Origin of the sequence: Psychrobacillus sp. PGGUH221 (assembly GCF_042055255.1) — a bacterium.
Lineage (GTDB): Bacteria > Bacillota > Bacilli > Bacillales_A > Planococcaceae > Psychrobacillus.
Window position 1 is genome coordinate 1 of the sequence record NZ_JAQMHQ010000006.1, and the last position, 23,857, is coordinate 23,857.

The window sequence follows — 23,857 nt, forward strand, 5'->3', positions numbered from 1 at the left end:
TAGTCCCATCCACATCGAAGAAAACAATTTTATAACCCATAAAATTCTCCCTTAAAAAGTTCTATAATAGTAACAGCTTATCTAGTATTCGCTTTCCCTACAAAGAATCCTTCTTCAACTAACCTGCCGCTTTAGTTTAAGTGTAAAATTTCACAAGGCTTATCAGAGATCAACTTAATGTTTTGGACATAAAAATAGACCATCAAAATGATGGCCTTATTTTGCTAAAGCACCCGTTAGCTTAATAAGGATGCTCTTTATAACCATCATAATCAACTTTGTGATAGATGTATATTCCTCTTATACAACTTCTTGATTTTCCTTTTCTTGAATACATTCATTAACCAATACCAATAAAAGTTTATCTCTATCAATAGTTTTACTAATAAAGTCTATTACTCTCATTAAGCCCACAAAAAAAATTAACAATAAAATATAACTAAAAATAAACTTCCAAACACTCCAATTTGTAAAATTCAAAGTAGTAATAAGAGATGAGGTAATAACAGCAATTAATATTGTTTGCATTGAACCTAAGAGAGATGTTAGTCGAGGACTAGATGTCTTAAGTTCAAGAAAAGTTCTAAAACCTTTTAGGTCACTTTGCTCAGGCAAATCCCGTAACATTTTTTCTTTAATACGATTGCAATTTTCTACAAACTTATTATGCTCAAAATTTTTAATACTAGAAAATTCTTCATAAAACATTATTGATGCTTGAGGATTACCCATCCATTGGTAAAAGTTATATTTTTCTGCCGTGTGTTTATCATACCAACTAAAAAACTTATTAAAAGAAAAATTAATAATGAATATTAAAAGATTAACTAGTAGAAAAAAAGTAACACAGATCAAAATCAATTCCTTAATATTTTCAGCTTTAAAGTACAAATCTAGCACATTAAATACCATATAAAATAATAAAAGAATATTTAAGATTAGATATTGGTATCTTTTTTTTATCAAAAATCTTCCCCCTCTTCCCGCTTAATGCAAAAAACTTTTCTTAATGGAAGTTGTCTTCGTATCTCTTATAAGGCAACTAAAAAGCATGAATAACTTAGTTTTTATTAGAAACACCCTTTCATAAGATAATTCTATTTTCTTAAACTAACCTAACGCTTTACTTTAATACGTACACAAGAAAAAATGGTTCCAATTTTATGTAAATTTTCCATTTCACTTTTTGAACTAAACTGCTGCTTTAGTTCAATATAAAAGGCTTTACTCCCTCTTGAAGTAAAGCACCTGTTAGTTGAAGAAGAACTCATTTTTCAAATCTCAATAATGTTTTTTCCGGCATTTTTATCTTTTCAATGTCAAAGTTATTGATTCGAAGAGTTATCTCACCTTTCCGCTTATCAGCTTCTTCTCAGACCCAACAACTATACAGTTCAAAATAATCACCTTTATCAATGTAACTGTCCAGAATTTTACAAAGTTCAATTAGTTTCTCTTTTGATTCGGCACGCGTTTTTGGGTTCATATATTCCGAAATCTCTATTCCCAAGTCACTCGATACTTCGTAAACAAAAGGAGTGGTAAATTGATGTTTTTTCACATCTCGACGGTTATACTTGTTCGAAAAACAATCTCCAATAACAATTAAATCGTCTGACTCTTCACTACTAAGAGGTATTTCTATATTGCATCCAATATAACTTGCTAAACTCATTTCACAACCTCCTTTTCTCGCTATTTTAACATTCAACTTCTTCAAGTAAACTGCTTCGTTAGTTTTGGACGTAAAAATAGACCATCGAAATGATGGCCATGTTTTGCTAAAGCACCCGTTAGTGGAATAAGAATCAATAGCCGCCAACCAAAAATTAGATTCAGTTCTTGTTTAAAAGTTCCTCGGTAAGCTCCGGTGCCTAAAATACTTGACGTAATTCAATCTGACCTTCCCCATGTCCTTGCGGGTCCGGCATCCGCATGGCCCACTCGACGGCTTCTTCTCTCGACTTCACATTAATCAGAATAAACCCAGCAATCAATTCTTTCGTTTCCGTAAATGGTCCATCCGTAACCACCGGCTTTTCCCCTGGTTTCGGAAACGAAAGGCGAATCCCATTTGAACTTGGATGAAGTCCTTTAGCCATAATCCGTACGCCAGCCTTAACTAATTCCTCATTGTACTTATCCATGGCTTCCATGAGCTCGGGGCTCGGGAGATTTCCGGCTTCCCAATTCTTCGAGGCTTTGACAATCAACATAAACAGCATAAAAAATTTCCTCCTTCTTTTCTAGAGGTGAAAATTGACCTCTTTATACATACAACGAACCTGTAACATCAAAATCGGCACATTGGTAAAAAATCGACAATCTTTTGCTTGCATATCCTACCTATTTATTTTCGTGTTAAATACAACAAAATCCTTTTTCTTCTTCAACTAACCTGCTGAGTTAGTTGAATAAGAACCCGAGATACTAAACTTCATTTGTTAGAAAATAGAAAGCGATAATACCCACTACTGCAAAGACTTGAATCGTAATTCCCACTACGCTACAAACATTAAACCAGAAGTAGCTAATCCACTGCCCCCTTGATTTATTATTACAAGTTCTTTTGCCGCTTTTCTTGAAACTACAACTCCTATACCACCAAGAATTAAACCGACAAATGGTATTAGGATTGAAAGAATACCAAGAGTTAAAGAAATTACCGAATTACTGTTTGTATGAGTTTTTTCAACCATTTACATTTCCCCCTTATATATTCTCTCAATTCACATTACCTATTCAACTGCTTCGTTATTAAAATCAATTAATCATTATGTCTATAATTCTATTAAGTTGGCAATAATCCCTTTAAGAGTACTATTTTAGGGGGAATTGAATTGAAACTGTCAAAAGCATGGTCTTCCTTTGAAGCAGATAAACGTATAGAAGGCTTTTCGACGCAAACGTTGAAAGCCTACCAGTTACAGTCTTTGCTACTAATTGATTATTTTAAGGATGTAGAGATGGAATTGCTCGATATAAATCAACTGAAGGAATATCTTGCAATATCCGGCAAGCATTTAAAACCAGCCAGTCTTGCACATCGTATCCGCATTATGAAATCATTTTTTCGTTGGTCTCATGAAGAAGGATACCTAAGTAAGAATCCAACTTCCAAAATTAAAGAACCCAAAGTGGGAAAGCGGATACCCAAGTATCTAACCGAACGGGAGATTGAACACCTTCGTGAATCCTGTCATTCCCCAATGGAAAAAGCGATTTTCGAATTTATGTTTTCTACCGGTTGTCGGATTGGAGAGATTGTTGCGTTAGAAAAGAACCATATCAATTGGTCCAATCAATCCGCGATCGTTAGAGGAAAAGGTGATAAGGAAAGGGAAGTTTATTTTAATACACGTTGCGACATATGGCTTAAACGCTATTTAGAAAGCCGGAATGACCATCATCCTGCCATCTTTGTAACTGCAAGACAGCCACATAAAATGAGTGTCGCCCAAATGCGGTACATCATCAAGCGGATCTCCAAACGGGCTGAAATCAATAAAGCGATTCATCCACACCAACTTAGACACAGCTACGCAACTCATTTGTTGAATAATGGAGCTCCTATTGAAGTCATACAAAGTCTTATGGGGCATGAGAAAAGTGAAACAACCAAGATCTACGCTCAATTAAGCGGGAGGCTAAGGAAAGAGTATTATCAGAAGTACTTTTAAATGTAAAAGTAGCAACGTCTTAAAAGACGTTGCTACTCGATTGAATATTACCTTTTCTTCACTAATTTCTTCTTTTTTGGTCGATTTTCAATCGTTTTTGCGTTAATCCTTCTTATAACAACCCCACCGAAGTTTAAAAACCTCACTATTCTATATAAATAAAAACCTATGATGAAGTCCTTTATTAAATTTTTGTATGCTTTTTATTTACAGTTATGACATTTTTACAATGAAAACCTTAATAAATAAAGCTTATTCTGACCTAACCATATAAATATAAAAGTTCATTTAATAACCAACCAATAATTTTCAACTAAAGCACCCGTCAGTTGTAAAACAAAATCATTGTTCAATTGCTCATTATCTCAACAAACCGTCATCATCTCCATATGAAAATCTCCCTATTTGGCCATCTTCTTTTGTAGAGAACATGACTTCACCTTCTACATTTGCAATTTTTTCTTCATCTCCTTTTTTCTGATAACCAACCTTTGCTATGAAGGTATAGCGATTTGAAATTTTATCACTTTGTTCAATCGTGATATCCTTTAGACTTAACTTATGTCCAGTGTCTAAAGCGCGGCTTTGGTATGAAGTAGCAAATGCAGCAATAAAGAAATCGAGCTCAGAATCTGTAAAGTATGGTCCGTATACCTCTTCTACATACTGATCAAACTCTTTGTTCTCTTCTTTATTATTCACAACAGTTGTATATTTAGGATTCCACAATAGTTCCATAAACTTTTCATCAGGACCATTAAACTGATGCTCCAGAACTTTTGTAATTGCTGTTCTATATGGATCTTCTTCTGTTTGCGAGCAACCAGACATCAATAACACTGACATCATTGTCAAAATGCTAAAAATAACAATACATAAGGTTCTATTCCTACGATCAATCATTCAGTATTCCCCCTTTAAAATTAATACGGTTTATTATCAAGCATGCTTCAACAATTCAAAAACACATAATTCTTGCTTCGACAATTTATGAGATAATGTAAGTTAATGAATAATGTCCACCACCCAAAAAAGAGTGATTCAATTGACTAATGAGCAAAAACTTAACAACTCGCAATACCGTAACATGTGAATACTTTATTTGATAGCTATTGCTATTACTATTTTGTTAGGCCTTGCCTCTAGAAAATGGAGTCTTCTACTTATGCCATTTATAGCTCTGAACGCAGGAGACGTTCTATGGGCAATGATGGTCTATTTCGGATTTCGTTTTCTGCTAACTCATAAGAACACCCTTACGGTCATTTTGCTCAGTTTTTTGTTTAGCTTCGGCATTGAATTTAGTCAGTTGTATCAGGAAGATTGGATTAATCAAATTCGCGGGACATCTCTTGGGGCTTTAATATTTGGCAAAGGTTTTCTTACAGAGGATTTGATCCGGTATTCAGTAGGGATAATATTCGCTGCTGTATTAGATAAGATGGCAATTATGTTTATCTATCGCAGTTAAATTAACAAATTATTTTTTTGTTTTTTTAAATATCTCATAGACACCATCTACTTCTGTTTGAACAAGGATAACGTCACTATCTTCCTCAACAGAATAAATTAATATACCTTCGTCTAAATAATTTGATACTAAATTGTCTTTTGGGAGAACTTCTGGAGGCACTCTTTTCTTAACTTTGCCTATTTCGTCACTTAGTGTATACTCTCCTTTATTTTTAGTACCGACAGATCTATATTCAGCCCCGTTTATTCTCAACAAAGCAGCATATGAACCAACTTCTTCTCCTGAACTACTGTGTTTATTTGTAACTTGTGTACCTGAAGTACAACCAGTTAATACCATCGAAACTATAAGTACCAAACATAAATAATATCTCACGTTTTTCCCCTTCCGTTGAAAAAGTTAATAATGATCCATACAACTTTACTAAATTTTTAAATCCCCTATCTTCTGACCAATATCTTTTACTCTTTTATTCTTAAGAAACTCATCTATACACCAGAAGAGACTTGAAGAAAGAATAGAGGTAATTAAAAAGAAATATATAAACGAACTCTTGAAGTCAGAAAATAAAATCTCCCTTTCTTCTTCTGAAATTATAATGGGTATTAAAACGAATAAACATGCAAGCAATAAGTGAACCAATAATGCTAAAAACCCTCTATACATACCTTTAGATTTTTTTGTAACATAATCAGAAAATATAGATGCCGGTATTCCATAAAACAAAAGTATAGGGAGTAAAAACATACCTATGATGATAACAAACCCCGTCTGCTCTATTACGAAGTAAATTATCATAACTAACCCACATGTCACTATCGCAGAAACTAGTTTTCTAATAATTATTTGAACTACCTCCTATTTCTTGTTAAACTAACCTACGTTTTAGTTCGGATGATTAATATAAATTCTTTTTTATAAAAACCCAATTTCATTTACACCTTTGTAATTAAGATATATTTTAAAGTTGCGTTCTTTATATAATTCTTCGAGTTCTTCTTTGGAATAATCCCTGTATATTGTTTCAAACGAAAGAGTATATAAGTATCCATCACGAGTGTCTGTTAAATGCAAAGGCTGTATCGGCCCTAATGATTCCTTTAAGGAAGAATCAGTTACAACCTCAAAATTAAAAGATGTTCTATCTTCATTTGATATTTCTTTTTCTGACATTAACGACACTTCATATCTAACTCCTTTAAGAGGTATTTCTGAAGCACTGTCGTTCAAGTTAACAATTACACTTTTAATTTGGCTAATTTTGAATGGCACTTTATAGTCTTCAATCGTGTTAACATATAAAGCGTCGCTTTCTTTTATTTCCTCCGTCTTTACGAATAGTTTCGCTTTATTGTCGAATTGATTATCGGTACATCCTGCTAAAAGACATAGTCCGAGTAAAGCAAACAAACTAACATAGAAACCTTTCATTATACTCCCCCTTTGATTTGGTGCCCAGTTAGTCCAATAAGAAAAAGAGCTGCCTTTGGCAACCCCATATTCACTAAAGTCTCCGTTTGTAATGGCCCAACAATTCATTTAAGATAAAAACTATAATGCATGGTACCGCTATCCTTTTTATATCCAATAGATTCATACAATCGTTGAGCATTAAGATTATCATTAGCAGTTTCTAAGACTAATCCTTTTGAATTTGTTTGTATTGCATATTCTTTTGCTTTTTCTAATAAAAGTTTAGCTACACCTAAACGTCTTGCTGATTGGTCCACATATAAATCGTTCAATATCCACAATCTCTCCATGGATACCGAAGAGAATGAGGGAAATAGTTGAACAAATCCCAATGGTAGCACATCATTTACTTGTTCCTGGGTAACTAGGAAGATGACAGACTGCTTCTCTTTCATCCTTTCTTCAATAAATTTTCTTCCCGCCTCTAAGTTGGATTCTTGGTTATAGAACACTCTGTATTTATCAAATAATGTTGCAACCAAATCCAATTCATTTAATCCTGCTACCACTACATTAATTTCATCGACCGAATTCATATTCATACCTCCATATAGATAATTCACTTAAGATTTCTTGCTTAACTTTCCTGCTCCGTTACTTCAATAAGTTCTACTAAAAGGATCGTTATTCCTGCAAGAATCTATAGCCCGGTTACATTTAGCACAATACTGCAAAATCTTCTAATTCATATCAATGCTCTCACAAGGAACATCCGCTCTATATTTCATTATGAACGACTGTTCTTGTTAATTTATTTTATATCTACCTTTACATCCTCTTCAATCCAAGATGGATAAGAATCCAATTCAAGTCTTAATGGGTTGGTAAATTTTTCCCAAGGAAGATCAAATTCAAGTTTCATTTCCTCTTTAGAAACTTTAACTAATGAGCCTCTCACATAATTTGCAGTAGATGGAAAAAGTCCTTTATAATAAATTATAAAATCTCTTCCAGTAGCATCTGTAAATCTAGGAAAATAAACAAAATCATTGTTATTATCAGCTTCAATTGTAAAACTAACTTTATCATTCTCCACTTTTAGATTAGAGAATAATGATTCTGAAGGTTGTTTCAAAAATGCCTTGGATTCGATATCTATTAAAATATAAGCCTGGTCTTTATCCATTGCTGCAATTTTCCCAAATGTTAAGCTCAATTTATTCGGTTCATAAAAGTAAAAGCTTTCCTTAAGTGGTACATCCCATACATCACCGTTTAAAAGTGGTTTATATGAATTTCCAGGTAACGCCGACCATGTCCTTCCTAAGTCGTCTTTCAGCTCTAATTCATCAAAAGCACGAGCAAGAAGTTTCTTTGAGTTATGTGGATTTTCTTCTAACCTAACAACAGTACGGATTGGATCGACTATCAATTCTTTTACTTTAATACGTTGGCCATCAATCGTTACTTCTTTATTCACAACAATATTCTTACTCTCTACATCCATCTTCTTATATGAAAATGGAATTTTAAAATGCTCTATTTTTTCTCCATTTTTCAAACCTATCGCCCAGAATAGTTCTTCTTCGAGTTTACTGCTTTCTATATGCTCGGTAGAAATAAAAAACTGGGAATCCTTTCTTTCTGTCAAAGGTAGAACGGAATCATTTAAATCAAATCTATAGCGGGAATTCATGCCTGACCACAATTGAATATACTTTAATTCAAGAGACCCGACATCCATTTGGTTCGTATAAACGGAATAAAAAATCACCATGCCTTTTTTGTCAGCAATTACTCCATCGAGTGTCACGGTAATACCGTTCTTTTCTTGCGATAAATTTATAGGCTGATAAAAATCATTCTCAATCGCTGCAGTCAAGCCTCTATCTTGCTTAATGAGCGCCACAATTTTATCCATACCTGGTATTAATGCAATTTTGCTTGCGAATACTGGGGACACTGTAATAGAAGTGACAAATGAGATAAGAAAAATTACAGCTACGACAATTGACCATGTACTCCGTTTTCGAATAATATTTCTTTTTAATGCTCTTTCATTTTTTGCTTTCTCGAATCCTTGTCGTACGGCAAAATGTAATTTGTCCGCTGGTATTTTCACTTGATCAATCGCATTCTTTCGCTGCTCCAATTTATTTTCTTCTTCCTTAAACACGCTTTACATCTCCTTTCTCATCAAAATTGTTCCGAAGTGCACTTAATGCTTTATGTAATCGAGTTTTAATAGTTCCTTCTGGAGTATTCCACATAACAGCAATATCTTTTATTTTGACCCCTTCAAAATATTTCAAGTGCAATAATTCTCTTTCATAATCTGATAGAGTTGAAAGTGCCTCTTCTACTTCCATATAAGTGAAATCTTCACTTACACCCGTCCTATTAATCAGACTCTCTTCAACTATTTCCCTATTACTTCTCTTCATCACATCTTGGCAATAGTTCATCATAATCCGAATGAGCCATGTCTTAAAGTAGGCAGGCTCCTTCACTGTTTTTATGCTACGATAAGCCCTATACGTCACCTCTTGAACCGCTTCCAATGCATCTTCTTCATTTTTTACATACGATATTGCAGTTCGATATAACGCTTCTTGATATGAATGCATGAGTTCTAAAAATGCTTCTTCATCGCCTTTAATAGCCCTCTTTACAAGACTCTTTCCACTCAAGATTTCACCTCATTTCATTGTTCTTATTTATTAGACATACAACAACTACGAAAAAAGTTTTGAAAAAATAAAATAAATTAAAACCTCTTAGGAATAGTATCCTAAGAGGCCGAGTGTAATAATACTTATTTCACTATAAAGTCGACTTCACAAATGCTTGAAATTTTTCCTCTTCTTCCGAAAATGGATTGTGATTACTTTGTTCAAATGTTGTAAACATTGCATTAGGAATTAAATTCGCGATTTCTACACCGAATTTATGAGGGCATTGTGCATCGTATTTACCTGCATATATATAACTAGGGACTGTCACATATAATAATTCTTTTCGTAAATCATATGTAGTACATTCTTTTTTTCTAAAGTAATCTAAACGATCGCCAACTGTCTTACCACTATTCGGTTTTTTTAATGCCTCTTTCAATTTATCTTCGGAATAATATGACATTAAAGCCCATTCATAGCCTAATTTCTGCCTAGTTTCAACTGATGTGGAATGATCATTAAATTGGTTCATAATGTCATTAATTCGATTGAAGTTAGGATTTTCAGAGCAATATATACTGTCAGGATCATAGCCATATTCTATACTTGCTGCAGCTCCTCCAGCAATAATCTTTGTAAGTGATGAAGGCCTGAGGATTGCATACTTAAGTGCAAGCATGCCTCCTGTAGAATGACCAGCAAAACCCCACCGTTCCAATTGTAGAGCGATACGAATTGCTTCCAAATCTCTTACAGTTTCGTCCATACTATACTGACTGTCATTTTCAGCTTTGACCGAATTTCCGCAACCACGAAGGTTTATTAAATACACGTGATAGTCTAATGTAAACGAGTTTGCAAAAGAATTTCCTCGCTCATCATAAGCACTATATAAATGTGTAACGGCTAAAGGCTCTCCATCACCATTTTCAAATAGTTCAAATGTTCCTCTTTCCGTATCGATAAATCGTTGAATCCACATAACTTAGCATGTCTCCTTACTTTATCTTTTGAAAATTGATAGAAAGAGGGTAATCATTATAGTATTTCAATGTTCATAGTTAAAGTGTCTTTTAAAGCAGAATTCCAAGCAAAATAGAATTCTTCTACATTGGCATACCTTTTACTCCTGTCTTCTTCAATAGCCCTGGTTGCAACTTTATACAGTTCAGCACTTGCATCCCATTTTAAATATGAACGCTCTAGTTCTCCTCCAAGAAGGCAGAATGCTGTGGCTCCCATGTTAAATACGTTTGTTTTTTCATCAATTGGAGCGCCTAATGTAAATTCTTCTGGCGACATAAACCTAGAGGAGCCCCAGAGTCTTCCCATCTTATTGAAAAATGGTTTTTCCATATACAAATCAATATCACATATTTTTGTGCTGTTATTCTCAAAATCATATAGGATACTCCCGTCATAAAAATCAACGGCTACATAATTTTTCTTTTCCATATGTACATGGAATTCAAATATACTTGTTAAAGATCTTAAGCGGAATTCAATAGGTAATTGTTTAAAACGATAAAAAGGAGAAGCGGGATGATTATACTTCTTGGGTGGAGGAAAAGACCAATGAGAATGGAGAGACTCCCCATTGATCCATTCAAACACTAGAACATACCCCTTCTCAACCTCAAAATGATCAAGTAGATTTACCAAGTATGGATGGGACAGATTGTTGTAGATTTTAACTGAGTCTTTTAATCTTGCTACCGCATCTTCTGGATGCCCCTTATACTCTAAAGTTTTTGCTCCAGCATACTTCACAAACTTTTTTGAACCGTTTTTTTCTACACCGAAACTAATGTTCCCAGAATCTTGTTTATCAAAAACGCAAAAAACTTCACCTAAACTATGAATCCATTTAAAATCATGCTTCTCTCGTAATTGAAAAGTAACACTGTCTAAGGTAAATTCTTGTGAACTGTACATAAAAACCCCCAGTTTGTCTTAAAGGTATTTAATCTATTTGCTTTATTATCTTTGCCGGGTTTCCACCTACTACCACATTCGCAGGGACATCTTTTGTGACAACTGAACCCGAAGTAATGACGACATTATTTCCTATAGTGACCCCTGGGTTAATAACGGAATTACCACCAATCCAAACATTGTCCCCAATTTTCACCGGTTTTCCGTACTCTACACCTGATACTCTTTCTTCGGCATTTAATGGATGGGTTGCTGTATAAATATGGACTCCAGGAGCAATAAAACAGTTATCTCCTATCCGGATTTCACAAACGTCTAAGAACACGCAGTCAAAATTAGCATAGAAATTCTCACCAACATGAATGTTGTAGCCATAATCACAACGTAAAGTAGGTTCTATACTTAAACTATTTCCTGTTGAACCAAACAGTTCTTTTAAAAGTTCTGTCCTTTTGTCCTCCTCCGTTTCTAATGTTTGATTGTATAATCTAGTCAGCTTTCGGGCAGTTAACTTTTCTCTCAGTAATTCTGGATCTATTGGATTATAAAGCTCACCGTTTAACATTTTTTCTTTTTCACTTATCATGCATTCAAACTCCTTTGTTAAACTATCAACGCAAATTCCAAGACAAATCTAGATGACTTAGTATTTTGTGTAATGTAACTCTGCGAATTGTTTATAACGTCTCACATCGACCAAAGTTAAATCCTTTTCATAGTTGCCTTGCACAAAGAGTGGTATCCCACGACCAATTATGGACGGGGCAATTTGAATGATAAATTCATCGATAATATTTGCTTTAAGAAGCGGTTGCAACACCTCTCCTCCACCTACAAGCCAAATCCTTTTGCCTTCTTGTTCTTTCAACGATTTAGTGAAGCCTATTATATCCTCGTTAATGAATTCTACATACTTATTGGAGCCAGTTAATGTACTGGAAAATATATAACACTTTTTATTTTTATATGGAAACTCCTCTGGAGAAAGAATCAATATTTGTTCGTATGTGTTTCTTCCCATAAGAATTGTATCAACTGTTTCATAGAATTCAGAAAAACCTGTTTCTTCCTCACCTTCCGTTCCAATTAACCAATCCAACGAATGGTTTTCCCTAGCTAGGTAACCATCCAAACTTATAGCTCCGTAAAAAAGGACAGTACTCTTTTGCATACTTTAACCCCTTGTCAGTATATTTATTTATCATATCCAACTCAGATTTTTTGCCCGCTCTTCTGCCATTTTTAAAATCTGAACTCTTTTGTCGTTATTAGATTCAATTTTGGAGACTATTTGCTTAGCCGTTTCAAAATTAAAAATAACATAGCCTTGCCAGTACCAAGAAGCAAACGGGATTCTATTGGAATCTAGAATAATTCCCACTTCTTCCATAGCCTCACGTTCTAGTGCTTCATCCAAACTTTCATTTTCTTCGATTCTTCCACCAATAGTAGTTAGAATAAGTTCATCCTTATCCCATGCCATCATAATGGAACCAGTTTCTGTTATAGGAATACAATGAACTCCAGCAATTCTTTTATCCTTTGGTAGGGTAGTTATCCTAGTTAACACAATTATATCCCCTATCTCTACTCATATAAATTGCCAACCCTTCCATCTTCTCCATTGGATATTGAAATCCCTTTATTTTATTACTCAAAATAAAAGGCTTATTCATTATGCTTTATGTTAAAGGAAACGCACTGTGCGAATCGTTAAGAATTAAAACAAACCTACCAGTAAATAAATAGCAGTACCCCATATAAAAATAGCTGATAATTTATTAAATAAGATAAATACTTTATTCGATATTTGTATTTTTTTCAAGAAAACTCCTGTAGTTGCTAATAACAAAAACCATAGCCAAGAAACGATGATACAAGCAATCATAAACAATCCTTGATCTTGTCCATCATATTTAACCGCACTCGTCCCGATCACACCTATCGTATCAAGCAAAGCATGTGGATTGAGTAAGGATACTGAAAGTGCAAAAAGAATTTGCTTTTTTAAAGGCAATGCTTCTTTCCCTTCTAAACTAGCTGCATCTGAATTCCAAATCACTTTTCCCATGTACAGCAAAAATAGAATTCCGCCAATAAGTAATATCAAGCGAATCCACTCAAATTGTAAAACAATCATAGATAATCCTAAAATTGCTAAAATGATTAAAATTGTATCACATATAGCTGCAGTAATCGCCGCAGGAAGCGCTAAAATCAGACTTGGTTGTGTGACACCTTGAGTAAAGACAAAGACGTTTTGCACCCCTAAAGGTAAAATAAGTCCAAATGCTAAAATGATTCCATGAATAATCGGTTCCATCTTTTCAACCCCTTTCCTCTCTATCGTAGCTATGTTATAACTAAAGAAAAAGGTCCAATTGGTTGGTTTTTTAACCATCCAATTTTCAAGGAGAGTTGCTGTATGAATTGAAAGCCAAATCGTTCACTTCCAATAAGTTTATCGAAACAAATAATTGAATGGATGACCGAACAAATTAGTACTGGACAATGGCCGAACGGGACAAAGCTTCCTGCTCAACGACAACTGGCACTTACACTTGGTGTTAATAGGAGTACATTACAAGAAGCAATAGACGAATTAAAAGCTGATGGGATTTTATCTTCAAAGGTTGGTTCAAGTACATATGTATCCAACGATTCTTGGAGTATGCTTTTGAAACAAAAGCAACCAAATTGGCAAAAGTATATTGAAGCAAGTATTCACAAGCCTAACTTTCAAACGATTCAACTTATTAATGAGTTTGAACAAGATGAATCCATCATCCGACTCAGCACAGGTGAGCTAGCCCCTAGCTTGTTACCTACAGTTGAAATTCAAGCGTCATTGCAAAAGCTTCAATTAGAAGGAAAATTTATTGGTTACTCCTCGCCTCAAGGGAGCCTTAAATTACGAGTTGCACTTTGCGATTATTTAAAAAAACGAGGAATTACGACTTCACCTGAGAATATTTGCATCGTATCAGGCGGCTTGCAAGCACTGCAATTAATTGCTGTAGGTTTACTGGAGACTGGTTCTGTTGTGTTTCAGGATGAATTTTCATATTTGAATTCCATTCATCCCTTCCAGTCTTTTGGTATGCAAATGCAGAGTATTGATTCCAATAATCAAGACGGAAAGATTATTCAAATGCGTCGCGGGAAACGTCAAGGTATCTATTATGCGATCCCTACACTGCATAACCCAACTGGTAGGATATGGTCATTAGAAGAAAAGGAATCATTTTATGCCATGTGCCAATCTTTGCAGCTACCGATTATTGAAGACGATGTTTATTTTGAATTATCGTTTGATGCTCTAACTCCTTCCTTAAAGTCAATCGACACAACAGGACGAGTACTCTATCTTGGAAGCGTTTCAAAAACACTAAGCCCTGGGTTACGAATTGGATGGATTGTAGCACCATCACCTGTTATTAAACGCTTGGCTGATATTAAAATGCAGATGGATTACGGCTCTAGTGCCTTTTCGCAAGAGATTGTCACCTACTGGTTAACGTCTGGTTTATATGAAAAACACATTGAAAAATTAAAAGAAGAATTAAAACGACGTGCTATTTTAATGGAACATTTATTAGAGAAATATTTTAAGGAAATCGCTTCATGGGAATCATCCAAGGGGGGATTTTATATATGGATAAAATTTAATGAACCTATTGTCACAACTGATTTTTTTATGAATTTATTGAATCAAAAGGTACTCATTAATCCCGGTTATATATATGAACCGAAAGATACGCATCATATTCGCTTATCATACTCCTATATTTCTGATAAAGAATTAATCGAAGGGCTTCAGACTCTTTATTCTGAAGCAATAAAAAAGAACCGTGAATTCAATTGAATCTCGGTTCTTTTTATTAATCAGATATTATTATTACTACTGATGGTTTTCCACTCTCTTTTTCATCACTTCTGCCATTTGTTGAGAAGTCAGATTTTCTTCAACCGAAAGTTGATCAACGATGTTAAGATAATCTTCCTCATTACGATTCTGACTTAATTTATAGGCTGCTTGGATCTCTTTTACTTTTATTTTAAATCCAACAATCCCTTTTAGTTCTTGATTTATTAACTGAGGAGAAAGCTTCTCCCACAAAACTGGATCCTTCCGATACTTTTCGTATTTATGAAGCAGTGAAGCAAGGTCTTCTTTTAGCTCTTCTTCATTCAAAACGCTAGCTTCTCCATATATGTGAACTGCTTGATAATTCCATGTTGGAACATTTTTATGTGTGTACCAAGAGGAAGAGATATATGCATGCGGTCCTTGATACATAACAAGTACATCTTCGTTCGTATCGAGGGTTCTCCATTGTGGATTTCCATACGCCATGTGTCCGGTTATATAGTAATCGTCTCCATTTTTATGCAATTCTAAGGGCAAGTGCGTAGCAATAGGTTTACCTTGTTTAGTAGTTACAATCGTTCCAAATGAGTTCATTTGGACAAATTCTTTAATTTCATCTATATTTGTGACTTTAAAGTATTTAGGAATATACATCAGATTTCTCCTAACGCTATTTTTTATTGTTATCATTTTTACTAAAATACTTACTTAAACTAAACAGAAGCTTGAGCAAATTTAGCTCTATATAATTCTATAACTCGGCTAAAAAAAGATGCCAGTACTTGTTGAAATAGCATGCCGAAGACAACTGGCAGCACAACCTTCGGAGGGAAGTAGGCACTTGCCACAACCACTCCCATCGAAATATTGCGCATTCCACCTGTAAACACAATTGTCGTTACAATATCAACATCTTTCCAAAGAAAATGCCCTAACAGGAAACACATTACGTATCCAAAAAATGCGAGAATAAATACAATGACAATAACACTAACAAGCTCCCATGTAATACTTTTAATATACGGTGCAATAACGCCACTGTTAATCAGCACTATAAAAAACAAGCTCATTTTCGAAAACGGCGCAAGTTTTTTTCCTAGTGTCTTCTCAATACTGCCTTTCGTCAATTCATTTAATAACATTCCTACTATGGATGGCAATACAATCATCCATAATAAATCAAGCATAAGAGCGGCTGTATCCATTTCAATTGTTTGTCCAATAACTAGATGTAGTAAAAATGGCATGACGATCGGTGACATGAGTGTATTGATTAAAATAATTGATAGGCACAGTGCTAGATTTCCTCGACAAACCGACACCCAAATAAAACTAGTCACCCCTGTTGGTACAGCAACGGACAAGATGAAACCAATCGTCAGTAAATGATCATCAAATAGCAAAGTTGCCACAAGATATGCGCAAATGGGCATGACAATATGTAAAAATGCAATCGTTAATAAAATGACATATGGATACTTTGTAAAGCTCTGCAACCCTTTAAAGTTTAAGCTCAAACTACCCGCAAAAGTCATAAATGCAAACAACCAAGGAACTAAAAATAATAAATGCCCCCCCAGATCATCGAGCCATACACCGATAATCAAGCTAAGCGGTGTTAATATAGGCATCAATGTCTGGAGGCGCTTATTCAAACTTTCCAACATCGAACTGCCTTCTTTCCATATTTTTTATCGAATTTCTGTCATATAGCGGTTATATAAATCATTAGATTTTTGGATACATTCCAAATACAATTGTCTAATTTCGAATACTTGAGAAAGTTTTAAATAACTTTCATCTTCTAATATCTTAATAATTGGTTTGACCTCCTGATAATAACTATAATGTTGATTTGCTTTATATAAAATAGTTTTATATTTTTCTAAAATAGATACATAAGTATCGTCGATTAATCTGTAGTCACACTTTGATCTCTCTTGCTTGTAAAATGTATTAATCTCACTTGCAAAAAACTTTCCATCCATAAAGAAACAAGAATTTACTGGCGAAAAAAAACGGTTTTCATTTTGATAAGCTCTCTTACTAAAAATCAGGTGATGCCAGTTTTTAACTTCGTTATATTTTTCCCCTAATGCACTAAACTCGTTTGATATGGTTTTTACATTAAGATTCAATATATATTGAAATATAGAAGAATTGGTATCATAATCATTAATAGCAGTTATAGAACACCAACATATATAGTTATTATCTAGTTTAGCTATTATACAGACCTGTTGGTTAGGACTTATGTATATGTCAAATGAGATTTCTTTATCATCTAAACTATAATTTGGTGTAACGATATTATATTGCTTAATTAGATTAATTTTTTCCATTTTTATTCCTTTCATATCCTTAATATTTTAATCCTGTATATGAAAAGGAATTCCAACATTCGCTAACTCGTCCAGTCAAGGTGTGTTATTTACTGCATTAGATACATTAGGAGGAATTAATAATGATAAGACCTATTCAAGAGAAAGATTTACAGGATATTTTAGAAATATATAATGATGCGATTTTAAATACGACTGCAGTGTATACATACGAACCTCAAACGCTCGAAAATAGGCAACAATGGTACCAACAAAAAATGAACGAAGGGTATCCGATATTAGTATTTGAACAAGATAACAGGGTAGCAGGTTTTGCAACTTTCGGACCATTTAGAGCATGGCCAGCATACAAATACTCCATTGAACACTCTATCTATGTAAATAAAGAATTTAGAAAAAAAGGAATCGCAACTTCTTTAATGAAAGAATTAATAGCGATTGCTGATGAAAGAGAGTACCGTACATTAATTGCTGGAATAGATGCAACAAATGAAAAAAGTATCGCGATGCATAAAAATTTCGGGTTCGTACACTCTGGTACTATAAAAAAAGCAGGTTTTAAATTCAATAGATGGCTTGACTTAGCTTTTTATCAATTAGATCTTAGTGGCCCCAAAAACCCAGTAGAAGAATAGAAGAATAGAAATCACATATAAGAAAAGGCATTTAGATGCCTTTTCTTCCTTACTAACACTATTGGGATGCCTAAATTTCAGTTAGGCAGTTTTCAATAGTAGTTTGAAGAGGTAGTAAACTTGTATTTTTCTTTACCTCTATGTAAAAACTTTTTAAAAATACCTTACAGTTAGCTACTAAAAACCAATAATTTTCCTCATCTAGCTCCTTTTTTAGTATCAAAAGTTCATCAGGTATTCTTTGTAATAAATTTTCAATTACTCCAAGTTCCAACCCGTTATTGAGCATTTCCAAAATTGGTATTAGCAATCTCTCGTCTTCATCGTGGACATAAACACTATCTGACACAAATATCTTTTTCCATAATGGCATTAAAATTTCTTTATATAATTCTTTATCTATATGATTGTTTTTTATTAATTCATCAAAAGCATCGGCAACATGCGCAATACTATGAGCCCACCCTTTACCTGATACAAATCCCCTTACATCTTTTTCCAAGCTTATATATTCAACTAACTGATCTTTAACAGTAGTAATCATCTCTTGTGTAAGAAAGTTATCTTCGTTATCTCTGTATAATATTAGTGCGATTAATAGAGTAGTAAATGATCTTGTAAAAACTGTATCGGTACCAGTTTCTCCGATTCCTTTAAACAAACGTTCATTTAAACAAAAATCTAAGACTTCCTTTAATAAATCATGCTCAATTAGATTTTTCTCTATTATTAGTTGATAAAAAGAGGTGTATATCAATTGATCTCTAAGGCGACTATCTGTAGAGCCAATATGTTCAACCATTGATTTGACGAGAAAAGCTTTATCCTCATCATCCCAATTCCTTCCCCCACTTCTTACTTCCTCTAAAATTATTTTTAGGTCATTTGCATTCATCGGAGCTGTATTTATAAAATTTGATTCAACCTTTTCCATTTTTCTCATCCCTTTTTTAAATTAATTTTACCTTTGTTAATACATAAAAAATAACGATTTAATTTCACATAATTTCTAAAGCTTGATATGGTCCAAAAACGGCTATTTATTCTATCATAGCAGCCATCTTCTCTAACGTGTATATATGCTTGCATCTTCAAACCAGTGTTGTATTATATCAACATGAGCAAATACAATAATGAAATTCCCTTACTTTGCTCTTATAGAGTTAAACTAAATAGAGTATTTTTTATAGGTTAAAAATTTTTTCAAAAATAGTTTCTCATGCGAATCTCGCTGAAAACTGTTAAAGTTATATTGAGTTGCACGAGAAATCAATTTATGCAATAGCAATTGTCTAATAACTTGTTTTTATAATAACCATAAGTTTCAAGGGAGTGAGTAGATTGAATGAAGAAATATCACATATTGACTACCGTGAAATAATGGAATATTCACTTGATCCATTAATAATCCATACAAACCTTCGGATAATTGATGTTAATCACATGGCAGAAAAGTTTTTTGGAGCACCCAAAGAAAATATTATTGGTGCAAGTCCTTTAGATATATTCCAAGAAACATCCAAAGTAGCAATAGAAAAAAGAATCCTATCCGCATATCAACAACCAGCTAAGGTTATAGAGGAAACAATTTTTCGTATGGATGGCACAACAGTAGATGTTGAATTGTATTGTCACCCTGTTCAAATAGGGGATACAAAAGCCATTCAAACATATGTAAAAGATATTACGGGTAGAAAAGAATCAGAAACAAAACAAAAAGAAATTATAAAGGAAATTAATGATCTTTCTGCTACAGTTGTTCCTATTCTAAATGGGATAGCTATACTTCCTTTAGTTGGATCAATTGATGAAGACAGAGCAATACAGATTTTGGAAAATGTACCTTTAAAGGTTAAAAACCAAAGTATTGAATGTTTAATCATCGACTTTTCTGGAATCTACAATTTAGACAGCCTTGTTACAGATTATCTCTTTAAGTTAAATAGCGTATTATCATTACTTGGTGTGCGTTCTATTATCACGGGGTTAAGACCTTCATTAGCACTAGCTGCGATACAGTTAGATTATAAAATAGAAACAATACCGACAATGTCCAGTGTTAAAGATGCATTAGTTTCTTTAGGCATATATCAAAAATAAAAACACAACCATGATAAATGAAATAAATTTTACATATTAAATTATATGGACCGAAAAAGGTCCTTTAATTTTTTATTAAATAAATGATATATGTTGGTCACCAATTATTTCCATCATTATTAATAATATAAAAGGCTTACTCCCATTCGGAAGTTACCCTCCTCTTCTTAGTTAAAGAAAACCATTTTTCTACGATTTGATCCAATATTTATCCATTAATGAGACGGACCATTCTGGCTGCTTTACTTCACCTTTTGGTAGAAACTCTTTCATTACAGGCTTAATATCAATAATTGGGGTGCCGTTAATTGCATCTAATCCCTTAACAATCAATTTTCTGTGTTTAAGTTCTACAAGTTCTACAATTGTTATCCCTAACTTATTGGGTCTATTTTTACCTCTTTGCGCAAAAATTCCAACTTTTGGGTACTCTTTATTGTTTCTAGGATGCCTTGCTTCATATTGAATTTTATCATCAGAAACCTTATCAAAATAAAATATGATTTCTAAGTGAGAGAATTCATTAATACCAGCCAAAGAAGATTCAGTCATATTTTCAGTGATCTCAATTGTAGAAATGATTGATCCCCAGTTATCATCCTCTATATCTAATCTATTATTATTAACAAATGCAATTGGTTCAATTGTATATTGCATAAATTATCTCTCCTTATAAACCAACTTTAAACAATGTTATTGATTTAAAAACATTTCATGACTGTATCACCAAATTCTCGAATATTTACTAAATAATCATAGTTATGAGTGGAACCATAACTATTAAACATTCGAACTACGACAATATCTCTTTTAGGTATAACGAGTACTGCAACATTGGTATAACCCAAAATTTGAAATGATTCTTTCGGCACAAGTTCACCTATCTCAGATTTTTTAGCTGGGAGTTCTTTAACAAACCATAAAAAACCGTTTTGGGGCAGATCCTTATTCATTAAGTTAGGACTCTGAAGGCTAGTAGAACTATTAATAATATCTTTTGAAACAACTTGCTTACCATTAATCAAACCTTGCTTTAAATGGATATAGCCCCAATACGCAAGCTCTCTCGTGGAAACATACATATTTTTCTTATCACCATCTCTACCCCTGTCGTTTGACCATAGAGAATCATTCGATTTTCTTATAACCTCCACTAATTTTGTATTGGAGTCATCATGCCAACCTGTTTCCTGAAAGTCTAAAGGATTAAAGACCTCCTCATAAAGAATCTCAACTATTGTTTTACCAGTTGTCAGTTTGATAATTTGTGTTAACAAATCAACACCAATATCTCGATAAGCCCAACTTTGCCCTGGCGGAAACTCTCTAACTATATTGCTATCTTGTAAATTCAACCCATGTGTATGTGTTAGCAAATGTCTTATAGTTGTTTTATTGTACAGGTCCATATTCGGTACTGGTAAATATTTATTCACTTCATCATCAATGGATTTAATGTAACCATTATGTATCGCGTAGGAAGCAGCAAAACCAATATAACTTTTACGAACTGATGCAACATGAAATTGCGAATCTTCTTGAATTGGCCTCGCACCACTTGCCTTTGAATGTTTTCCCCAGTATTCCTCCGCTACAATTTTATCTTTATGTATAATAAGTACACTCGCGCCAGAGCAGTCAACTTCTTCAGAAGTTTTTTTTACATGCATTACAACTGAATTAAAAACAACGTTCAACTCTTTTTTTATTTTCAACTATTAAAACCTACTTTCTATTAAATGTAATGCTTAAAATGAACCTTCCACAATCTGCTTAATACGCTCTTTTTCTTCTTTTTTATCCAGATACTCAAAGAACCCTAGTTGATTCCCCCATGGGTCTGTGAAAGTTCCCCATTTGGCAAATACCTCTTCTCTAGAATGTATCTCAAAGCGATCAATTCCTAACTCCTTAACAAGTCTCTCTCTTTCAGCAATTATATTAGTGACACCCAAACGTAAAGGTCCACTAGCTTTTGATGGGATTCCTTCAGCAACTTGCAACCAACAACCAGGTAGAATTTCCCATTCAACAAAACCAGAATGTGGTTGTAAATCTGGTTTTTTGTTTAATACTACTTCATACCACTTATGACCTTCCTTAATATCAGAAACACGAACTTGAAAAGTAACCTCAAAAATCATTTTTATCCCTCCTTGAATAGCCATACTACTTTGTATTCTAGAAGTTGGGATAATACTCCTTCTTGTCGAACTAACTTTATCTAGTAGCACAATAAGGAAAAAGAGTTGGAGATCAATTATTTGATCACCAACTCTTGCAAAGATTAACGCTTATTTCATCCATTCCATTAAAGTTATATCATTTTGAAGTTCTTTCATTTTTTTAAAACCGCACTTCTCATAGCTTGAGATTGCTCTGACATTAGTATTTTTCACTTCCAACAAAATTCGTGATACACTTTTATGGATGCTCAAATAATTTACCATCATAGAAATCATGGATGTACCTATTCCTTTTCCCCATAACTGAGTTTCTCCAATAAATTGGTCAATACCATAAATATTTTGATTTTGTGGATAGCCATATTTTATTAATTCATTTTCTTGTATTGGATAGAACTGTATATATCCAATTGTTTCATTTTTATATTCTATCATACAAGGATTTACATAGTGTTTTCCCTCCACTCTAGGTCCATATTTATTTACCACTTTATCGTAGTTAGTAGGAGACTCTTCGTAGAATGCCAAAACCTTTGGGTCATTTAGCCATTTAACCATTAATTCAAAGTCATCCTGGTTCATTTTTCTGATAAGTATTTCGTTACTGAATATCATAATTTATTTCCACCTAACATATGTGTCTCGTAAATAATTATGAAATGTTTCTATATATTAATTTTGAAATAACCATTGTTTTACACTTTCTTCAAAACCTTTTTCCTTCCATGCAATCACAGCATTTATTTCGCCTAGATTTTCAATTTGATGTTGAAAGAACATATCTCCAACAAAGTATCCTAATCTGCTATAACCAAACCGATTTTCCCCATTTATTGAAAACCACTTTTTAAATAATAATTCATCAGTCAAATTGGAATAATCCTCAGAGAATGCTCTTTTTATTTCTTTTCTATTTCTTGTTGAAAATGCTAACCAGTCTTCTCCTTCATCGTTATATGAAAAATAAATGGAAGAATTTAGATTTATCGCTGTACGACGAGAAAAGTGTGTGGCCGCACCTTCCTGATTCAACCATGTAAGGGGATTTTTCCACTGAATTTTTGTCCAATCTATTCCTGCTTCTTCAGACATGATATTCTGTGCTGCATGACCAAACTCATGCGCAACAATCGTTCTCAAATGCTCCGTTTTTGGAGACAATTTCTCTAAAGAAAAAGTTATGTCCGGTATAAACTGTCTATGCGTATATGCATTTGATCCAAATCCACCTACAATCAAATTAACATCAATAGGAAATGAAATTTGAAATAACTTAAAGTACTCTTCTTTTGTTTCTTCTATAACAGGTAAAATATTATGATGAACTTCTTTTATACGTTCTATATATTTTGGATACTTTTTAAGAGATTCCATATGTCGCTCTTCTGTGTCTTTACAGTGATAAGTGAAATATTCTTTAAATACATCTGGATATACACTATAGTAAGTTCTTAAAAAATCGATAGAGGATTTAAAGTTATATAAAAAATATGGGACTGTATCAATAATTCTCATACTATATTACTCCTAATATCATTTATTTGTA

31 protein-coding genes are annotated in these 23,857 nt (G+C 33.5%); 5 read left to right on the forward strand and 26 right to left on the reverse strand.

The window, feature by feature from the left end; all coding sequences use genetic code 11:
• Positions 1-300: 300 nt before the first annotated feature.
• The 4 genes from PGC35_RS10830 to PGC35_RS10845 form a co-directional block, all read right to left on the reverse strand.
• On the reverse strand, positions 301-966 hold the full coding sequence (locus tag PGC35_RS10830; RefSeq protein WP_375219179.1) for a hypothetical protein: 666 nt from the start codon (positions 964-966) through the stop codon (positions 301-303).
• 406 nt (positions 967-1,372) lie between these two features.
• Entirely contained in the window at positions 1,373-1,675 is a 303-nt protein-coding gene (locus PGC35_RS10835; protein ID WP_375219180.1) for a hypothetical protein, read from the reverse strand.
• Between the two features lie 199 nt (positions 1,676-1,874).
• Positions 1,875-2,225, reverse strand: a complete 351-nt coding sequence (locus PGC35_RS10840; protein ID WP_375219181.1) for a YciI family protein — start codon at positions 2,223-2,225, stop codon at positions 1,875-1,877.
• 276 nt (positions 2,226-2,501) lie between these two features.
• Positions 2,502-2,699, reverse strand: a complete 198-nt coding sequence (locus tag PGC35_RS10845; RefSeq protein ID WP_375219182.1) for a DUF4190 domain-containing protein — start codon at positions 2,697-2,699, stop codon at positions 2,502-2,504.
• A 141-nt stretch (positions 2,700-2,840) separates the two neighbouring features.
• Between PGC35_RS10845 and xerA the strand changes: the two genes are divergently transcribed.
• Positions 2,841-3,680 (forward strand): site-specific tyrosine recombinase/integron integrase, encoded by an 840-nt coding sequence (xerA, locus tag PGC35_RS10850; RefSeq protein WP_375219183.1) that lies wholly within the window; start codon positions 2,841-2,843, stop codon positions 3,678-3,680.
• A 360-nt stretch (positions 3,681-4,040) separates the two neighbouring features.
• Here the strand turns inward: xerA and PGC35_RS10855 are convergent, their stop codons facing one another.
• A complete protein-coding gene (locus PGC35_RS10855) occupies positions 4,041-4,583 on the reverse strand; it encodes a hypothetical protein (RefSeq protein WP_375219184.1) in 543 nt (180 codons plus the stop codon).
• A gap of 262 nt (positions 4,584-4,845) precedes the next feature.
• Here PGC35_RS10855 and PGC35_RS10860 point away from each other — a divergent pair, with 262 nt between their 5' ends.
• Complete coding sequence (locus PGC35_RS10860) at positions 4,846-5,151, forward strand: ribosomal maturation YjgA family protein (protein ID WP_375219185.1); 306 nt, start codon at positions 4,846-4,848, stop codon at positions 5,149-5,151.
• A gap of 9 nt (positions 5,152-5,160) precedes the next feature.
• Here the strand turns inward: PGC35_RS10860 and PGC35_RS10865 are convergent, their stop codons facing one another.
• From PGC35_RS10865 to PGC35_RS10920, 12 genes are all read right to left on the reverse strand, one after another.
• Positions 5,161-5,529 (reverse strand): hypothetical protein, encoded by a 369-nt coding sequence (locus tag PGC35_RS10865; RefSeq protein WP_375219186.1) that lies wholly within the window; start codon positions 5,527-5,529, stop codon positions 5,161-5,163.
• Positions 5,530-5,577: 48 nt separating this feature from the next.
• Positions 5,578-5,952: a hypothetical protein gene (locus PGC35_RS10870; protein WP_375219187.1), complete on the reverse strand. Its 375-nt coding sequence runs from the start codon at positions 5,950-5,952 to the stop codon at positions 5,578-5,580.
• A gap of 117 nt (positions 5,953-6,069) precedes the next feature.
• A complete protein-coding gene (locus PGC35_RS10875) occupies positions 6,070-6,585 on the reverse strand; it encodes a hypothetical protein (protein ID WP_375219188.1) in 516 nt (171 codons plus the stop codon).
• 104 nt (positions 6,586-6,689) lie between these two features.
• Positions 6,690-7,163: a GNAT family N-acetyltransferase gene (locus PGC35_RS10880; RefSeq protein WP_275785913.1), complete on the reverse strand. Its 474-nt coding sequence runs from the start codon at positions 7,161-7,163 to the stop codon at positions 6,690-6,692.
• Positions 7,164-7,378: 215 nt separating this feature from the next.
• Entirely contained in the window at positions 7,379-8,743 is a 1,365-nt protein-coding gene (locus PGC35_RS10885; protein WP_375219189.1) for a DUF4179 domain-containing protein, read from the reverse strand.
• Positions 8,736-9,257, reverse strand: a complete 522-nt coding sequence (locus PGC35_RS10890) for a sigma-70 family RNA polymerase sigma factor (protein ID WP_375219190.1) — start codon at positions 9,255-9,257, stop codon at positions 8,736-8,738. The genes PGC35_RS10885 and PGC35_RS10890 overlap by 8 nt, the downstream gene beginning before the upstream one ends.
• Positions 9,258-9,390: 133 nt before the next feature.
• Positions 9,391-10,224 (reverse strand): alpha/beta fold hydrolase, encoded by an 834-nt coding sequence (locus tag PGC35_RS10895; RefSeq protein WP_375219191.1) that lies wholly within the window; start codon positions 10,222-10,224, stop codon positions 9,391-9,393.
• Between the two features lie 56 nt (positions 10,225-10,280).
• Complete coding sequence (locus tag PGC35_RS10900) at positions 10,281-11,177, reverse strand: protein kinase domain-containing protein (protein ID WP_375219192.1); 897 nt, start codon at positions 11,175-11,177, stop codon at positions 10,281-10,283.
• A gap of 28 nt (positions 11,178-11,205) precedes the next feature.
• On the reverse strand, positions 11,206-11,763 hold the full coding sequence (locus PGC35_RS10905) for a sugar O-acetyltransferase (RefSeq protein WP_375219193.1): 558 nt from the start codon (positions 11,761-11,763) through the stop codon (positions 11,206-11,208).
• A gap of 57 nt (positions 11,764-11,820) precedes the next feature.
• A complete protein-coding gene (locus PGC35_RS10910; protein WP_375219194.1) occupies positions 11,821-12,348 on the reverse strand; it encodes a dihydrofolate reductase family protein in 528 nt (175 codons plus the stop codon).
• A 30-nt stretch (positions 12,349-12,378) separates the two neighbouring features.
• Positions 12,379-12,747 carry an NUDIX hydrolase gene (locus tag PGC35_RS10915; protein WP_375219195.1) on the reverse strand — a complete coding sequence of 123 codons (369 nt, stop codon included), beginning with the start codon at positions 12,745-12,747 and terminating at the stop codon, positions 12,379-12,381.
• Between the two features lie 150 nt (positions 12,748-12,897).
• The gene (locus PGC35_RS10920; protein ID WP_375219196.1) at positions 12,898-13,500 is read right to left on the reverse strand and encodes a LysE/ArgO family amino acid transporter; all 603 of its coding nucleotides are present in this window, start codon (positions 13,498-13,500) and stop codon (positions 12,898-12,900) included.
• 132 nt (positions 13,501-13,632) lie between these two features.
• On the opposite strand from PGC35_RS10920, the gene PGC35_RS10925 reads away from it, so the two are divergent.
• Positions 13,633-15,042, forward strand: coding sequence for an aminotransferase-like domain-containing protein (locus PGC35_RS10925; protein ID WP_375219382.1), 1,410 nt, complete (start codon positions 13,633-13,635; stop codon positions 15,040-15,042).
• A gap of 36 nt (positions 15,043-15,078) precedes the next feature.
• On the opposite strand, the gene PGC35_RS10930 is transcribed toward PGC35_RS10925, so the two are convergent.
• From PGC35_RS10930 to PGC35_RS10940, 3 genes are read right to left on the reverse strand one after another with little or no spacing between them, the layout of a single operon-like run.
• Entirely contained in the window at positions 15,079-15,702 is a 624-nt protein-coding gene (locus tag PGC35_RS10930) for an FMN-binding negative transcriptional regulator (protein ID WP_375219197.1), read from the reverse strand.
• A gap of 59 nt (positions 15,703-15,761) precedes the next feature.
• Positions 15,762-16,715, reverse strand: coding sequence for a bile acid:sodium symporter family protein (locus PGC35_RS10935; RefSeq protein WP_053589037.1), 954 nt, complete (start codon positions 16,713-16,715; stop codon positions 15,762-15,764).
• Between the two features lie 24 nt (positions 16,716-16,739).
• On the reverse strand, positions 16,740-17,390 hold the full coding sequence (locus PGC35_RS10940) for a hypothetical protein (RefSeq protein ID WP_375219198.1): 651 nt from the start codon (positions 17,388-17,390) through the stop codon (positions 16,740-16,742).
• A gap of 122 nt (positions 17,391-17,512) precedes the next feature.
• Here PGC35_RS10940 and PGC35_RS10945 point away from each other — a divergent pair, with 122 nt between their 5' ends.
• Positions 17,513-18,025: a GNAT family N-acetyltransferase gene (locus PGC35_RS10945; protein WP_375219199.1), complete on the forward strand. Its 513-nt coding sequence runs from the start codon at positions 17,513-17,515 to the stop codon at positions 18,023-18,025.
• A gap of 70 nt (positions 18,026-18,095) precedes the next feature.
• On the opposite strand, the gene PGC35_RS10950 is transcribed toward PGC35_RS10945, so the two are convergent.
• Positions 18,096-18,959: a DUF2785 domain-containing protein gene (locus tag PGC35_RS10950; protein WP_375219200.1), complete on the reverse strand. Its 864-nt coding sequence runs from the start codon at positions 18,957-18,959 to the stop codon at positions 18,096-18,098.
• 407 nt (positions 18,960-19,366) lie between these two features.
• On the opposite strand from PGC35_RS10950, the gene PGC35_RS10955 reads away from it, so the two are divergent.
• Positions 19,367-20,125: a PAS domain S-box protein gene (locus PGC35_RS10955; RefSeq protein ID WP_375219201.1), complete on the forward strand. Its 759-nt coding sequence runs from the start codon at positions 19,367-19,369 to the stop codon at positions 20,123-20,125.
• Between the two features lie 189 nt (positions 20,126-20,314).
• On the opposite strand, the gene PGC35_RS10960 is transcribed toward PGC35_RS10955, so the two are convergent.
• The 5 genes from PGC35_RS10960 to PGC35_RS10980 all read right to left on the reverse strand — a co-directional run bounded on the left by PGC35_RS10960 (position 20,315) and on the right by PGC35_RS10980 (position 23,826).
• Positions 20,315-20,782 carry an SAM-dependent methyltransferase gene (locus PGC35_RS10960; protein WP_375219202.1) on the reverse strand — a complete coding sequence of 156 codons (468 nt, stop codon included), beginning with the start codon at positions 20,780-20,782 and terminating at the stop codon, positions 20,315-20,317.
• 44 nt (positions 20,783-20,826) lie between these two features.
• Positions 20,827-21,840, reverse strand: coding sequence for a serine hydrolase domain-containing protein (locus PGC35_RS10965; protein WP_375219203.1), 1,014 nt, complete (start codon positions 21,838-21,840; stop codon positions 20,827-20,829).
• Between the two features lie 33 nt (positions 21,841-21,873).
• Positions 21,874-22,269, reverse strand: coding sequence for a VOC family protein (locus tag PGC35_RS10970; protein WP_375219204.1), 396 nt, complete (start codon positions 22,267-22,269; stop codon positions 21,874-21,876).
• A 150-nt stretch (positions 22,270-22,419) separates the two neighbouring features.
• On the reverse strand, positions 22,420-22,926 hold the full coding sequence (locus PGC35_RS10975) for a GNAT family N-acetyltransferase (protein ID WP_375219205.1): 507 nt from the start codon (positions 22,924-22,926) through the stop codon (positions 22,420-22,422).
• 57 nt (positions 22,927-22,983) lie between these two features.
• A complete protein-coding gene (locus PGC35_RS10980) occupies positions 22,984-23,826 on the reverse strand; it encodes a hypothetical protein (RefSeq protein ID WP_375219206.1) in 843 nt (280 codons plus the stop codon).
• Positions 23,827-23,857: the final 31 nt, after the last annotated feature.